Source organism: Amycolatopsis echigonensis, from assembly GCF_002846615.1.
GTDB lineage: Bacteria > Actinomycetota > Actinomycetes > Mycobacteriales > Pseudonocardiaceae > Amycolatopsis > Amycolatopsis echigonensis.
On the sequence record NZ_PJMY01000003.1, the window covers coordinates 324,938 to 339,603 of the forward strand.

Below are 14,666 nucleotides of genomic sequence, written 5' to 3' on the forward strand. Positions count from 1 at the left end.
GTGATCGCTTCGCGACGCAGTGGGCCGACGTCGTTACAATGGAACACGGCGCAGGAGCTGCGGAGGTAAAACCGCAGGCCGAGGCGTGTTCCCCGAATGTGAGGCAGCTGAGGTGGCGACATCTCGGCTCGTCATGATCGACCGCTGCGAAAGGGCGTAAGTGGCAGCCGCAAGAACCGCAACCCGAGGCGGGACGAAGACAGCGACCGAAGCCGGCGAGCCGGCCGACGAGGCAGCCACCGGAGCGGCGAAGTCCCCGGCGCGCAAGACCGCCGCGAAGCCGGCGGGCGCGAAGAAGACTCCGGCCAAGAAGGCTCCGGCGAAGAAGGCCGCCGCGAAGGGTCCGAAGACCGACGACGGCGATCCCGACGGCCCGGTCGACCTCGACGAGGCCGAACTCGACAGCCCGGACCTGTCCGATCTCGAAGAGGTCGAGGTCGACGTCGTCGACGAGACGGTCAACGACGAGGCCGACGACGACGAGGACGACTCCGACGACGAGGCCGAGGCGACCGACGGGGCCGCGGCCACGTCCACCGCCGCGCGCCGTCGCGCGAGCCAGGCGGACAAGGGCGGCAAGTCCTCGGACAACCCGGACTTCGTGTGGGACGAGGAGGAGTCCGAGGCGCTGCGCCAGGCGCGCAAGGACGCCGAGCTCACCGCGTCGGCCGACTCGGTCCGCGCCTACCTCAAGCAGATCGGCAAGGTCGCGCTGCTGAACGCCGAGGAGGAGGTGGAGCTCGCCAAGCGGATCGAGGCGGGGCTCTACGCCGCCGAGCGCGTGCGCACCGCCGAGGAGGAGGGCGAGAAGCTCGTCACCCAGATGCGCCGCGACCTCAAGTGGATCGTGCGCGACGGCGAGCGGGCCAAGAACCACCTGCTGGAGGCGAACCTCCGGCTCGTCGTGTCGCTGGCCAAGCGCTACACCGGCCGCGGCATGGCGTTCCTGGACCTGATCCAGGAGGGCAACCTCGGCCTGATCCGCGCGGTGGAGAAGTTCGACTACACCAAGGGCTACAAGTTCTCCACGTACGCCACGTGGTGGATCCGCCAGGCGATCACCCGCGCGATGGCCGACCAGGCGCGCACCATCCGCATCCCGGTGCACATGGTCGAGGTCATCAACAAGCTCGGCCGCATCCAGCGCGAGCTCCTGCAGGACCTCGGCCGCGAGCCGACGCCCGAGGAACTCGCCAAGGAGATGGACATCTCGCCGGAGAAGGTCCTGGAGATCCAGCAGTACGCGCGCGAGCCGATCTCGCTGGACCAGACCATCGGCGACGAGGGCGACTCGCAGCTCGGCGACTTCATCGAGGACTCCGAGGCAGTCGTCGCGGTCGACGCGGTGTCGTTCACGCTGCTGCAGGACCAGCTCCAGTCGGTGCTGCAGACGCTGTCCGAGCGCGAGGCGGGCGTGGTCCGGCTGCGCTTCGGCCTCACCGACGGCCAGCCGCGCACCCTCGACGAGATCGGCCAGGTCTACGGGGTCACGCGCGAGCGGATCCGGCAGATCGAGTCGAAGACGATGTCGAAGCTGCGCCACCCGTCGCGTTCGCAGGTGCTGCGCGACTACCTGGACTGAGCTTCTCAGGTTCCCGCGAGAAACCCCGCCCCGCACTACGCGGCGGCGGGGTTTCTGCGTTTACCGACAACAACGCGCGCGGAGCCGGCCGGGCATTTCCGCGAAATCCTTCTTTCGGCTGACCACAGTGGACCGGACAAGTCCCGAAAACTCGGCGGCGCGCGGGCCCGACGCGAATTACGCTGCGGCACAACGGAATCCGCGAGGCGAATCCCACGCAGGCGAACGTGCGACTCGGCCGAACCTCAAGCGAGGGGATCGAATGCCTGTCCGTTTCCCGTTCACAACCGTTCACGCGGAACCCCCGGAACCGTTCCGGAATACTCATCGCCGGTGCACGGCCGCGCACTTACCGCGACAATGGGGCGCGGACAAGATGCTAAAGTCGGTTGTTCTCCGCCAGAACGCGGAAATCGTGATTGTTTGGTTGCCTGGAAACGAAGATCGCAACGGCTGATCGCCATTAGGCTGCGCCCACAACGAGCGTCAGTATTGGAAGGCAGCACCGCCCAGTGTTTTCGACGAAAACTCAATCGCGAGCGAGCCAGGGATGTCCGGCGGCACGGAGCGGATCCTCCGTCCCCGGTGAAGCGAGGCACCTGTGATCGGGTTCCTCCTCCGCAGACTCGTCAATTACATCGCCCTGTGCCTCGTCGCGACCTTCGCGGCGTTCTCCCTGGCATCGCTGTCCTTCAGCCCGCTGGACGCGCTCAAGCTGCGCAATCCGCCCGCCCCGCAGGCGACGATCGACGCGAAGGCCGCCGAACTCCACTTGGACCAGGCGATCCCGCATCGGTTCATCACCTGGCTGGGCGGCGTCTTCCAAGGCAACTTCGGCCGTACCGTCGCCGATCAGGCGATCACCGACGAGCTGTTCCGCCGCGCGGGCGTGAGCCTGCGGCTGTTCCTGCTCGGCATCACGATCGGCATCATCATCGGCGTGCTGGTCGGCGTGGTCAGCGCGATCCGGCAGTACAAGATCAGCGACTACCTCGCCACCACGTTCTCCTTCGTGGTGCTGTCGACGCCGGTGTTCGTGATCGCGACGATCCTCAAAGCGGGCGCGCAGTCGGTCAATGACAACCTGCTCGACGGATACCAGTTCTTCATCGTGCAGGGCGAAGGCGGCGCCGTCGACGGCAGTTTCGGCGACGCTCTGCTCGACCGGCTGCAGCACATCATTGTGCCGACCCTGGCGATCGTGCTGACCCAGGTCGCCTACTACAGCCGCTATCAGCGCTCGGCGATGCTCGACGTGCTCGGCTCGGACTTCCTGCGCACCGCGCAGGCCAAGGGCCTCACCCGCAGGCGCGCGCTGTTCAAGCACGGCCTCCGCACCGCGCTGATCCCGATGGCGACGCTGTTCGCGTTCGGCTTCGGCCTTCTCATCACCGGCGGCGTTTTCACCGAGAAGATCTTCGGCTGGTACGGCATGGGCGACTGGCTGGTGACCGGCATCCAGAAGCAGGACACCAACATCGTGACCACCGTGACCCTGTTCATCGCGATCTGCGTGCTGCTCGCCGGCTGGCTCGCGGACGTGCTCTACGCCGCGCTCGACCCGAGGGTGAGGATCTGATGGCCGCCCCATTGAACGAGGCCGACCTCGCCGACTCGGCCGTCGCAGCCACCGAAACCCAGACCGAGCAGCAGACCGGGAAGTCCTCCAGCCGGGGAAGGCTCGTCGCCCGCCGGTTCTTCCGCAACAAACTGGCCCTGGCCGGTCTCGTCGTGATCCTGCTGTTCTACGTCCTGGCGTTCACCTACAGCTGGTATTCGCCGTGGGGCTACGACGAACTCGACCCGGCCTCGACGCTGATGCCGCCGGACGGCACGCACTGGTTCGGCACCAACCAGATCGGCGGCGACATGTTCGCGCAGACCATGCGCGGACTGCAGAAGTCGCTCACCATCGGCCTGCTGGCCGCGCTGTTCTCCACCGGCGTGGCCTCGATCGTCGGCTCCGCGGCCGGGTACTTCGGCGGCTGGACCGACCGGGTGTCGATGTGGGTCGTCGACCTGCTGCTGATCCTGCCGCCGTTCCTGATCATCTCGATCCTGTCGCCGGCCTTCCGCGGCAAGACGTGGCTGATCCTGGTCGGCCTGATCGCGCTGTTCCAGTGGATGATCACCGCCCGCATCGTCCGCGGCATGACGCTGACGCTGCGCGAGCGCGAGTTCGTCAAGGCCGCCAAGTTCATGGGCCAGTCCCCGTGGCGGATCATCTTCAAGCACATCGTGCCGAACATGGCTTCGCTGCTGATCATCGACGCGACGATCAACGTCGGCGTCGCGATCATCATGGAGACGTCGCTGTCGTTCTTCGGCTTCGGCGTGCAGGCTCCGGACGTTTCGCTGGGCACGCTGATCTCGGCGGGTTCCGACGCGGTCCGCACGTTCCCGTGGCTGTTCTACATCCCGGCCGGCTTCCTGGTGTTCACCGTGCTCGCGGTGAACTTCGTCGGCGACGGCCTGCGCGACGCGCTCGACCCGTCGTCCAGCCGTTCGCGGCGCAAGGAACGGAAGCGGATCGAAGAAAAGACCAAGTCGACTGCCTCGACGCAGACGCAGCAGACCGTGGGAGCAGAAGCATGAGCACCGCCGACGTACTTTTCACCGCGGAGGCGGCATGAGCAGGGCACTCGAGCTGACCGTGGACACCGAGAAGCCGACCGGCACCGTGCTGGAAGTCTCGAACCTCGAAGTGTCCTTCCCGTCCGAGTCCGGCCGCGTGCACGCGGTGCGCGGGCTGAACTACCAGGTCGCCGCGGGGGAGGTGCTCGGCATCGTCGGCGAGTCCGGTTCGGGCAAGTCGGTGTCGTCGCTCGCCGTGATGGGGCTGCTGCCGCCGCAGGCGCGGGTTTCGGGCTCGATCCGGTTCTCCGGCAGCGAATTGATCGGCAAGTCCGACACCGAGCTGTCGAAGATCCGCGGCAAGAAGATCTCGATGGTCTTCCAGGACCCGCTGTCCGCGCTGACCCCGGTGTACACCGTCGGCGCGCAGATCGCCGAAGCGCTCCTGGTGCACGGCAAGGGCACGATCACCAAGCAGCAGGCGAACAACCGCGCGGTCGAACTGCTCGACCTGGTCGGCATCCCGAACGCGGCGGCGCGCGCGAAGGCGTTCCCGCACGAGTTCTCCGGCGGCATGCGCCAGCGCGCGGTGATCGCCATCGCGATCGCCAACGACCCGGACCTGATCATCGCCGACGAGCCGACCACCGCGCTCGACGTGACGGTGCAGGCGCAGGTGCTGGAGGTGCTGAAGACCGCGCAGGAGGTCACCGGCGCGGGCATCGTGATCATCACGCACGACCTCGGCGTGGTCGCCGGGTTCGCCGACCGGCTGATGGTGATGTACGCCGGGCGCGCGGTCGAGCAGGGGCCGGTCGACACGATCTACGCCCAGCCGCGGATGCCGTACACGCTGGGCCTGCTCGGTTCGATTCCCCGCGTCGACGCGCGGGAGAAGCAGCCGCTGGTGCCGATCGAAGGTCAGCCTCCGTCGCTGGTGAACCTGCCGCAGGGCTGTCCGTTCGCGCCGCGCTGCCCGCTGGCGATCGACGCCTGCCGCACGGCCGAGCCGGAACTGTTCACGATCACGCCGGGCAACCCGAACGCGCCCGTCGACACGACGCACCGGGCCGCCTGTATCCGCACCGAGGAACTCGGCCGTCCCGAAGCGGACGCCGCCGAGGTCTACGGCGCCGAGGTGATCGAGGAGGCCGCCGTCGCGTCCGTGCCGCGCGAACAGCGCACCACCGTGCTGGACGTGCGGGACCTGCAGAAGCACTACGCGGTCAGCAAGGGCACCGTTTTCAAGCGCAAGGTCGGCACGGTGCGCGCGGTCGACGGGATCACCTTCGACATCGTCGAGGGCGAAACCCTGGGCCTGGTCGGCGAATCCGGCTGCGGCAAGTCGACCACGCTGATGGAGATCCTCGAGCTGGCGGCCCCGGCGCACGGTTCGGTCGCGGTGCTCGGCAAGGACGTGGCGAAGCTCGGGGGCAAGGACCGCAAGGCGATCCGCCGCGACCTGCAGGTGGTCTTCCAGGACCCGATGGCCGCGCTCGACCCGCGGCTGCCGATCGGCGACATCATCGCCGAGCCGATGGTGACGCACGGGTTCGCGAAGGAGCGCATCGACAAGCGGGTGCCGGAGCTGCTCGGGCTGGTCGGCCTGCGCCCCGAGCACGCCGACCGGTACCCGGCGGAGTTCTCCGGCGGCCAGCGCCAGCGCATCGGCATCGCGCGGGCGCTCGCGCTGGAGCCGAAGCTGATCGTGCTCGACGAGCCGGTGTCCGCGCTCGACGTGTCGATCCAGGCCGGCGTGATCAACCTGCTGGACGAGCTGAAGGCCAAGCTGGGCCTGTCGTACCTGTTCGTGGCGCACGACCTGTCGGTGGTCCGGCACATCGCCGACCGCGTGGCGGTGATGTACCTCGGCAAGATCGTGGAGATCGGCGACGTCCGCACGGTTTTCGACGCGCCGCAGCACCCGTACACGCAGGCGCTGCTGTCCGCGATCCCGATCCCGGACCCGGCCAAGGAACGCGAGCGCGGCCGGATCATCCTCACCGGAGACCTGCCCAGCCCGGCGAACCCGCCGTCGGGCTGCCGGTTCCGCACCCGGTGTTTCGTCTTCTCCCAACTGTCCGAACAGGACAGGAAGAAGTGCGTCGACGTCGAGCCGCCGCGCGAATCCCGCGCGCAGGACCACGACGTGGCGTGCCACTACGCCAAGACCCGCGAAGTCGTGTAGCCACGATCCGTTGGCACACCAGAAGAAGAAAGGTAGACACATGCGACGGAGAATGGCCGCATTCGTGGCCCCCGTTGCCGCTCTGGGGCTCCTGCTCGCCGCTTGCGGCGGCGGCAGCGGCGGCGGCGGCAATCTGCAGGACACCGGCTCGTCGGCCGTCAAGACCGCAGACATCAACGAGCAGCCGCTGGACAAGGTGAAGGACGGCGGCGACTTCAAGTGGCCGGTCGACCAGCTGCCGGACAACTGGAACTACTACGAGGTCGACGGCACCGTCCTGGACGGCGCCAACATGTTCGGCGCGATCCTGCCCTACCCGTTCCCGCAGAACGCGGACGCGACGGTCGGCATCGACAAGAACTACCTGACCTCGGCCGAGATCGTCAGCCAGGACCCGCAGGTCATCGAGTACAAGATCAACCCGAAGGCCAAGTGGAGCAACGGGCGCCAGTTCTCCTGGGAGGACTTCGCCGCGATGGCGAAGGCCCTGAACGGCAAGGACACCGCCTACCAGGTCTCGCAGACGACCGGCTACGAGGACATCGCCAAGGTCGAGAAGGGCACTGACGACCTCGACGTCAAGATCACCTTCGCGAAGAAGTTCGCGGAGTGGAAGTCGCTGTTCTCGCCGCTGTACCCGAAGGAGGCGATGGCCGACGCCAACACCTTCAACAAGGGCTGGGCGCAGAAGGCGCAGATCACCGCGGGTCCGTTCAAGATCAAGAGCGTCGACTACACCGCCAAGACCGCGGTGTTCGAGCGCGACCCGAACTGGTGGGGCGACAAGCCGAAGCTGGACACGGTGACCTACAAGGTCGTGGACCGTCCCGCGTTGGCGGACGCGTTCGCCAACGGGCAGATCGACTTCTACCCGCTGAACAACGACATCAACGCGTTCAAGCGGGCCCAGGCGGACCCGAACGCGGTCGTGCGCCAGTCGGCCTACCCCGACTACACACACATGACGCTCAACGGCGCGTCGTCCTCGATCCTCGCGGACAAGGACCTGCGGCTGGCGATCATGCGCGGCGTCGACACGGTGACCATCGCCAAGTCGATCCTCGGCCAGATGCAGAAGGACACCACGCCGATCGGCAACCACCTGTACCTCAAGGGTTCCAAGACCTACGAGGACAACAGCGGCCCGTACAAGTTCGACCAGAACGCGGCCAAGGCGGAGCTGGACAAGCTCGGCTGGAAGCAGTCCGGCGACCTGCGCGCCAAGGACGGCAAGCAGCTGAAGCTGCGCCTGGTGATCCCGTCGGGCACCCCGATCAGCCAGCAGACCGCGCAGATCCTGCAGTCGCAGCTGAAGGCGATCGGCGTGGGCATCGACATCGTCGCCGTCCCGTCGACCGAGTTCTTCAAGAACTACGTGAACGTCGGCAACTTCGACCTCACGCTGTTCCGCTGGATCTCGAACTCGTTCCCGATCGGCGGCAGCAAGGGCATCTACTACCTGGACCCGAAGAACATCAACCAGAACTACGGCCGGATCGGCAGCGACAAGGAAAACCAGCTGCTCGACACCGCCGCGCAGGAGCTGGACGACACCAAGCGGGCCGCGGACATCAACGCCGCGGACAAGGAGATCTGGGCGCTGGGCCACCAGCTTCCGATCTTCCAGTCGGTCGGCGCCTTCGCCGTCCGCAAGACGGTGGCCAACTACGGTTCGCCGGGCTACGCGAACAACCCGTACGACTACCCCAAGATCGGGTTCATGAAGTAATCCTCCCCTAGCGGGAAACGAAGGAGCGGCGCGGACTCCCCCGCGCCGCTCCTTCCATTTTGGACAGTTAAGGTGAGCGTTGTGCGGAATTTCCTGCGATTGCGGCCGGTGCGGCACATCCTGGTGACGAGTGCCGTCGTGTTCGTCGCGTGCGCCGCGGTGTTCGCGGTGCAGCTGCTGGAGTTCACCAGCACCCGCCCACGGCTGGAAGGTCTCACCGCGAGCGCGACCGGCGTGGTGGCGCGGGTCGACGAGTCCACCGTCACGGTGCGCTTCCCGGTGCCGAACCAACCGGAGGCGAGCGCGGCGGTCGAACTGGACACCACTCCCCCGCCGCTGGGCGCGAAGGTTCCGGTGCGCTACGACCCGTCAGCGCCTTCGCGGGCAGTCACGACCGGGGCTTCGGCTTTGGTGACCACCGACCGGGCTTCGACGTACGCGACGGTCACTGTGGTCGCGGTGCTCGCGATGCTTGCGGTGAACGGATTCCTGCTCTTCACGCGTTTCGTGCAGCCCTCTCGGCGCAAGGCGGGCTCTTCGGTGCCGATGCGCCGGGTGAAGGTGCAGCGCGGACTGCTCACGCGGTCGTGGCTGGAGACCGATACCGCGACGCCTCGATGGATCCCGGTGTACTTCTCTCCGACGCTGATCGGGCTGCCGTCACCCTCGCGGGTCGAGGTGCTGGGCGACCTGCGCACGGACCGTCATGTCGCCGTCCGCATCGACGGCGAGGTGCTGTACCCGGCGGGTTCGGTGCGCATGGGCGAGCCTCGCGGCCGTCGGCTGGACAACCCTTCCGAGCCGGACGAGGAACGCTCGCTCGCCGCGGCCACGCCGGTACGGCTTGCGCGGCAGTTCCGCGCTGACCTGCCGGTGCTGGCGGTCGCGCCGGTCGTGGGCGCGTTTTGGGCGCTGGTCGACGGCAGCGGCTTCGCCGGGTGGCTGACGGTCAGCGTGCTGATCGCCGCGTTCGGGTTCTGGTGGGCCGCTCTGCGCGGCTCCGACCCGTCACTCTGACTCCAGCGCCGCCAGGATCTCCGCCAGCTCCGGGTACGACTCCTCGACCTTCCCCTCCTTGCCGAGCCGGTGCCGTTCCAACCGCACCGCGCCGAGGTGCCGGGCTTCGTAGTACAACGCCCGCCGCCGAGCCGCCGGGGACGCGTCCAGAGGGCCATAGGTGTCCCAGAACGCGTCGCGCTTCGAGCCCGCTTTCATCGAGGCCATGCGGATCGTCCAGTCCGCCGCCGGGTCGCCCCACCAGCTGCGGTCGTGGTCGAACACCCCGACGATCTCCAGTTCCGGGGTCAGCATCACGTTCACGTGCCACAGATCCCCGTGCAGCAGGCGCGGTTCGGTGATCTCGTCGAGCAGCGCGGCGTCGCGCTTCGCCCACGCGGCCACCGCGCGCAGGTCCGAACCGTCCAGGCCCAAGTCCTCGACGTCAGCGGCGTTGTCCTCGAAGTACGCGATCAGCGCTTCGCTCCAGGTCGCGAAATGCGGCCCGGCCACGAGGCCGAAACCGGGCCCGCGCACGTCGTGGACGGCGCGGGCGATTTCGCCGAGCTGGTGGAAGTACGGCGTCCGCTGCTCCGGCTCCAGAGCAGACAGGATTTCCGGGCCGGGCTCTCCGGGCAGAACCGCCTGCAGCACGTAATCGCGGCCGATCACCTGATGCGTGAAATCGGCGGCGAGCGTGCGCGGCATCAGCGGCGCAATAGGCGCGAAGTACGGCGCGGCAAGGTATTCGTTGCGCATGAACTGGTGCTCGATCCGCGTCTGCCGCGCCGGTTCCGGGGCGACGCGCAGGATCGCCGGGCCGTCGGCCAGCTCCACCCGGTAGGTGTTGTTGTACCCGCCCCATCCGATTTCGACCGCGGACCGCACACCGCTGCCGAGCGCGCGGCGGCAGAGCAGTTCGATCTGGTCGGCGGTGAGGGGCTGCTGGAACGCGTCCGGGGGCCGGTCTTTCGGCTGGAAGTCCACCGGGGCATCTTGCCACTCCGCTCAGGAGAGCACGAATCCTTTACGGCTCAGCGCATCCTCGATCCGCAACCGTTCGAGATCCCGGTCCGCACCCTCCCGCAATCCGTCGAGCCGGTGCTCGACGCCGATCTCGCGGCAGGCGATGACGAGCAGTTCGTCGTACGCCTGCCGAGTGCCGATTCGGCGGGCGGCGGGCGTTCCGGAGGGAAGCTGCGCGAGGGTCCGGCGTACCCGGCGCAGGTCGGCGGCCACCTGCTCCACCGGCGGTTCGGACGGCACGGGAGCGACGCGTCGCCGACGCAGCCAGCGGCAAGCCGCCGGAACGCGGAGGGCAGCCCAGAACAACGCCGAGGGGGCAACGCTGACCACGGCGAACAGCAGAACCGGACCGGCCGCCATGCTCCCGAGTTTAGCCGCGACTGCGGCGTTTGCGTGCCTGATGTGCGAACAGCACCGCCACCCCCGCCCCGAGCAGGACGACGCTGGCGATGAGGTGCAGTTGCGGCGGCAGCACGTGCAACTGGACGAACCAGCTCGGATGCCCCTCCCCGGCGAGCCGGTTGATCAGCCCGCCCGAGCCCTGCACCACAAGGAGGATGCCGAGCAGCTCGATCATCGCGACGCCTCTTTCGGTGCGGAGGAGCCGAAAATCTCCTGCCACAGCGGTCCGAAGACGAACCACAGGCCGGTGAGCGTGCCCAGCCGCGGCAGCCACCCCCACAGCGGTTCGACGTGGCCGGAGCCGCCGACCACCGCGATCGCGAGCAACAGCAACCCGGCGCTGATCGCGGACGCCAGGACGCATTTACCCCATTCGCGCCATTCCTTGCGGGCCTTCGCGCGGCCGTACAGCTTCTCCGGCCGCGGCCCGCCGGCGAACCGGTGCGCGAACCGGACGTCGGCCCACCGCACCATCGACGGCCCGAACACCACCGAAAAGCCCAGATACACCGCCGCCAGCCCGTGCGTCACGTTCGGCGCCGCGCCGTTGAGCAGGTCGATCACGGTGGTCACCAGCAGCACCAGGTCGACTACCGGCACCAGCGCCAGCAGCACGGTGCTGGCCCTCTGCTTGCGCAACGCGTACCGGGTCAGCAGCCCGGCCGCGATGAAGACCCAGAACCCGATCTCGCACGCCACGATGGCGGCGGTCATCGGACTGTTCAGCAGCTCGTCCATGGCTTCATGATCTCGGGCGCGGGCGGCCGCGCGCGTCACCGGACGGCACGATCGAGGGGTCATCATTTCGTAGGACGACCGGGTCGCCGGGGTGTGCTGTCATGGTCGGGTGCGCCTGCGAGACCTGCGCTCGGCCCTCCCCCGGCCGCGCGAACTGCCGCCGTGGCAGCAGAACGGCCTCGTCGCGCTCGCGGTGTTCGCCGGCGGCACGATGCTGTACCTCACCGACAGCCACCGCCTGCTGCCGAACGGCGACCCGTTCCCGCTGTGGATCCGGTTCGCCGAACTCGGCGCGATCTGCCTCGCCGCGTTCCTGCGCCGGAAAGTTCCGTGGGGGCTGCTGGTCACCACCGGCATCGTGGGCGTCGACGTCGCGCTGGGCCTGTCGCTGCCGATCGCCATCGCGTACACGGATTTCCTGTACTCCGCCATGCTGTACGGCTCCCGCTGGACGACCCGGGTACTGGTCGGAGTGACCGCCACGATCACGCTCACCGTGCTGTTCGTGTTCCTGGCCGTGGCGGGCTGGCGGGCGGCGGCGCTCGGCGCGTTCAGCATGCTGTCGTTCTTGCTGGTCCCGGTGTGGTGGGGCGCGAACGTGCGCCAGCAGAGCGACATCGCGGCGAGCGAGCGCGCCAACGCCGAGCAGCTCGCGACGATCGCCGCGCTCGACCGGAAGGCGGCGGTGGCGGCCGAACGCTCGCGGATGGCTCGCGACCTGCACGACGTCGTCGCCGGGCATCTGTCCGCGATTGCCATCCAATCGGAGGCGGCACTGTCCATGGCGGACGATCCGAAGACCGCGCAGACCGTGCTCGTCGCGGTGCGGGAGAACAGCGTGCGCGCGCTGGAAGAAATGCGCGCGATGATCGGCCTGTTGCGTTCGGAAGCCGCGGAGGACGAGGTGACCGCCCCGGCCCGGCTGGCCGAACTGGCCCGGCTGGTGGAATCGGCGCGAGCGGCGGGCATGACGGTGACCGTGGATTCCACTGTGGACGAAGAACTCACGCTGCCGACAGCGGTCGACCTCACCGCGTACCGGATCGCGCAGGAGGCGCTGACCAACGCGGTCAAACACGCTCCGGGCAGCCGGGCGACCGTGCGGCTGCGAGTCGCCGACGGCACGCTGACCGTCGAGATCGGCAACGAGCTGCTCGGCGCGCCGGGCCGCTCCGACAGCGGCGGGCACGGTTTGCTGAGCATGAGCGAGCGCGCACACGCCGTCGGCGGCACCCTGCGAGTAGGTCCGTCCGGCCCGCGCTGGCTTGTCCACGCCGAACTTCCCCTCGCCGGAGAGCCGTCATGACCATCCGAGTCCTCGTCGCCGACGACCACGGCGCCATCCGCGCCGGGCTCGCGCTCATCCTCGGCAACGCCGAGGGCATCGAAGTGGTCGGCGAAGCCGCCGACGGCGAGGTCGCGCTGCGCCAAGCCCGCGCGCTGCGGCCGGACGTGGTCCTGATGGACGTCCGGATGCCCGGCACCGACGGGATCACCGCCACCCGGCGGCTGATCGCCGAGGGGCTCGCCGAAGTCCTGGTCCTCACCACCTTCGACCTCGACGAGTACGTGCACGCCGCGCTGCGCGCCGGGGCCGCCGGGTTCCTGCTGAAGTCGGTGGAGGCGCCGCGGCTGATCGAGGCCGTCCGGCTGGTCGCGGCGGGCGAGGGCGTGCTCGCCCCGCAGGTCACCAAACGGCTGATCGCCGCGTTCGCCAGCACCCCGGCCGGGCCGTCGCCCGCGCCGGCCGGGCTCGCGGACCTCACCGAACGCGAACGCGAGGTGCTGGGCTGCCTCGGCGCCGGGCTCTCGAACGCCGAAATCGGCACCCGGCTGCGCATCGGCGAGGCGACGGTGAAAACGCATGTTTCCCGCGTGCTCGCCAAGCTCAGCCTGCGTTCCCGCGTGCAGGCCGCGATCCTCGCGCAGGACCACGGCATCGAGCCACCCGGATAGCCGATCTGCGCATCCGGGCGTGACCTTCTAACGTTCCCCCATGGGCGAGCGGAGAACTCTCGACGTCGACGAAGTCCTCAAGCGGCAGGAATCCGGCGAGCTGAAGCGGCGGCTCAGGGGGCGCGACCTGGTCGGCTTCGGCGTCGGCATCATCATCGGCACCGGGATCTTCACCCTCGCCGGGGTCGAGGCGAAGACGCACGCCGGGCCGTCGGTCACGCTGTCGTTCGTGATCGGCGCGGTGGTCGCCGGCCTCGCCGCGCTCTGCTACGCCGAGCTGGCCTCGAGCGTGCCGACCGCGGGCAGCGCCTACACCTACGCCTTCGCCACGCTCGGCGAGATCTTCGCCTGGATCATCGGCTGGGACCTGCTGCTGGAGTTCGCGCTCGGCGCGGCCGTGGTGTCGCGCAGCTGGTCCGGGTATCTCGCGAACCTGCTCGGGCTGTCGCCGGAGTGGTTCGGGGAGGACGCGACGGTCAACGTCGGCGCGGTGCTGATCATCGCGGTGCTGACGGTCGTGGCCGTGGTCGGCATCAAGGAGTCCTCGTGGCTCACGAACCTGCTGGTGCTGGTCAAGGTCGCGGTCTGCGTGCTCATCCTCGCCGTGGGCGTGTTCTTCGTGAAGGGCTCGAACCTCACCCCGTTCGTCCCGACCGCGCAGCCGCCGTCGGGCAGCTCCAGCGCGTTGCACCAGCCGGTGGTCCAGGCCGCTCTCGGGCTCGAGCAGTCGGTGTACGGCATCGCGGGCATGGTCACCGCCGCGGCTGTCGTGTTCTTCGCCTACACCGGCTTCGAGGCGCTCGCCAACCTCGGCGAGGAGACCATCAACCCGCGCAAGGACCTCCGCGTCGGCATCCTCGGCGCGCTGGCCGTGTGCGCGGTGCTCTACATCGGCGTGTCGATCGTGCTCACCGGCATGGTCCACTACACCGACATCGACTCCGGCGCGCCGCTCGCGGACGCGTTCGACCGGGTCGGCCAGCACTGGGTCGGCGCGCTGATCTCGCTCGGCGCGGTCACCGGGCTGACGTCGGTGATGATGGTCGAACTGGTCACGATCGGCCGGATCGGCTTCGCGATGGGCCGCGACGGCCTGCTGCCCAAGGCGATCGGCACGGCGCACCCGCGCTGGGGCACGCCGCACCGGATGACCATCGGCGGGGCCGCATTGATCGCGGTGCTGGCGGCGTTCGTGCCGATCTCCGCGCTGGCCGACATGGTCAGCATCGGCGCGCTGTCGGCGATGATCATCGTCGCGGTCGCGGTGCCGGTGCTGCGCAAACGCCGCCCGGACCTGAAGCGGCCTTTCACCGTGCCGTTCTCGCCGGTCCTCCCCATCATCACCGCGCTGGCGTGCTTCTACCTGACGCTGAACCTCGACGTGATGACCTGGATCCGGTTCGCCGCCTGGCTGGTGATCGGCCTGCTGATCTACTTCTTCTACGGCCGAAAGCACTCCCGCTTCGCCAAGTAGG

Annotated in this window: 13 protein-coding genes; 9 read left to right on the top strand and 4 right to left on the bottom strand. The window is 68.6% G+C overall.

Features of this window, described 5'->3' with window-relative positions:
• Window positions 1-160 precede the first annotated feature (160 nt).
• From ATK30_RS05975 to ATK30_RS06000, 6 genes are all read left to right on the top strand, one after another.
• The gene (locus ATK30_RS05975; RefSeq protein ID WP_101434684.1) at window positions 161-1,582 is read left to right on the top strand and encodes an RNA polymerase sigma factor; all 1,422 of its coding nucleotides are present in this window, start codon (window positions 161-163) and stop codon (window positions 1,580-1,582) included.
• Window positions 1,583-2,183: 601 nt separating this feature from the next.
• Window positions 2,184-3,161, top strand: coding sequence for an ABC transporter permease (locus ATK30_RS05980; protein ID WP_101434685.1), 978 nt, complete (start codon window positions 2,184-2,186; stop codon window positions 3,159-3,161).
• Window positions 3,161-4,177 (top strand): ABC transporter permease, encoded by a 1,017-nt coding sequence (locus ATK30_RS05985; protein ID WP_101434686.1) that lies wholly within the window; start codon window positions 3,161-3,163, stop codon window positions 4,175-4,177. Before ATK30_RS05980 ends, ATK30_RS05985 begins: the two co-directional genes overlap by 1 nt.
• Window positions 4,178-4,211: 34 nt before the next feature.
• Window positions 4,212-6,344, top strand: a complete 2,133-nt coding sequence (locus ATK30_RS05990) for an ABC transporter ATP-binding protein (protein WP_101434687.1) — start codon at window positions 4,212-4,214, stop codon at window positions 6,342-6,344.
• 40 nt (window positions 6,345-6,384) lie between these two features.
• A complete protein-coding gene (locus ATK30_RS05995) occupies window positions 6,385-8,073 on the top strand; it encodes an ABC transporter family substrate-binding protein (RefSeq protein WP_101434688.1) in 1,689 nt (562 codons plus the stop codon).
• A gap of 81 nt (window positions 8,074-8,154) precedes the next feature.
• Complete coding sequence (locus ATK30_RS06000) at window positions 8,155-9,090, top strand: hypothetical protein (protein ID WP_208637284.1); 936 nt, start codon at window positions 8,155-8,157, stop codon at window positions 9,088-9,090.
• Here ATK30_RS06000 and ATK30_RS06005 read toward each other — a convergent pair.
• The 4 genes from ATK30_RS06005 to ATK30_RS06020 are packed head-to-tail and all read right to left on the bottom strand — an operon-like array spanning window position 9,082 to window position 11,235.
• Entirely contained in the window at window positions 9,082-10,056 is a 975-nt protein-coding gene (locus tag ATK30_RS06005; protein WP_101434690.1) for a phosphotransferase family protein, read from the bottom strand. The genes ATK30_RS06000 and ATK30_RS06005 overlap by 9 nt on opposite strands.
• Before the next feature lie 21 nt (window positions 10,057-10,077).
• A complete protein-coding gene (locus ATK30_RS06010) occupies window positions 10,078-10,455 on the bottom strand; it encodes a hypothetical protein (protein ID WP_101434691.1) in 378 nt (125 codons plus the stop codon).
• A 10-nt stretch (window positions 10,456-10,465) separates the two neighbouring features.
• The gene (locus ATK30_RS06015; RefSeq protein ID WP_101434692.1) at window positions 10,466-10,672 is read right to left on the bottom strand and encodes a hypothetical protein; all 207 of its coding nucleotides are present in this window, start codon (window positions 10,670-10,672) and stop codon (window positions 10,466-10,468) included.
• A complete protein-coding gene (locus ATK30_RS06020; protein ID WP_101434693.1) occupies window positions 10,669-11,235 on the bottom strand; it encodes a hypothetical protein in 567 nt (188 codons plus the stop codon). Before ATK30_RS06020 ends, ATK30_RS06015 begins: the two co-directional genes overlap by 4 nt.
• A gap of 124 nt (window positions 11,236-11,359) precedes the next feature.
• On the opposite strand from ATK30_RS06020, the gene ATK30_RS06025 reads away from it, so the two are divergent.
• The 3 genes from ATK30_RS06025 to ATK30_RS06035 are packed head-to-tail and all read left to right on the top strand — an operon-like array spanning window position 11,360 to window position 14,665.
• Entirely contained in the window at window positions 11,360-12,541 is a 1,182-nt protein-coding gene (locus tag ATK30_RS06025; protein WP_101440657.1) for a histidine kinase, read from the top strand.
• Window positions 12,538-13,191 carry a response regulator gene (locus tag ATK30_RS06030; protein ID WP_101434694.1) on the top strand — a complete coding sequence of 218 codons (654 nt, stop codon included), beginning with the start codon at window positions 12,538-12,540 and terminating at the stop codon, window positions 13,189-13,191. The genes ATK30_RS06025 and ATK30_RS06030 overlap by 4 nt, the downstream gene beginning before the upstream one ends.
• A 40-nt stretch (window positions 13,192-13,231) precedes the next feature.
• The gene (locus ATK30_RS06035; protein ID WP_101434695.1) at window positions 13,232-14,665 is read left to right on the top strand and encodes an APC family permease; all 1,434 of its coding nucleotides are present in this window, start codon (window positions 13,232-13,234) and stop codon (window positions 14,663-14,665) included.
• Window position 14,666: the final 1 nt, after the last annotated feature.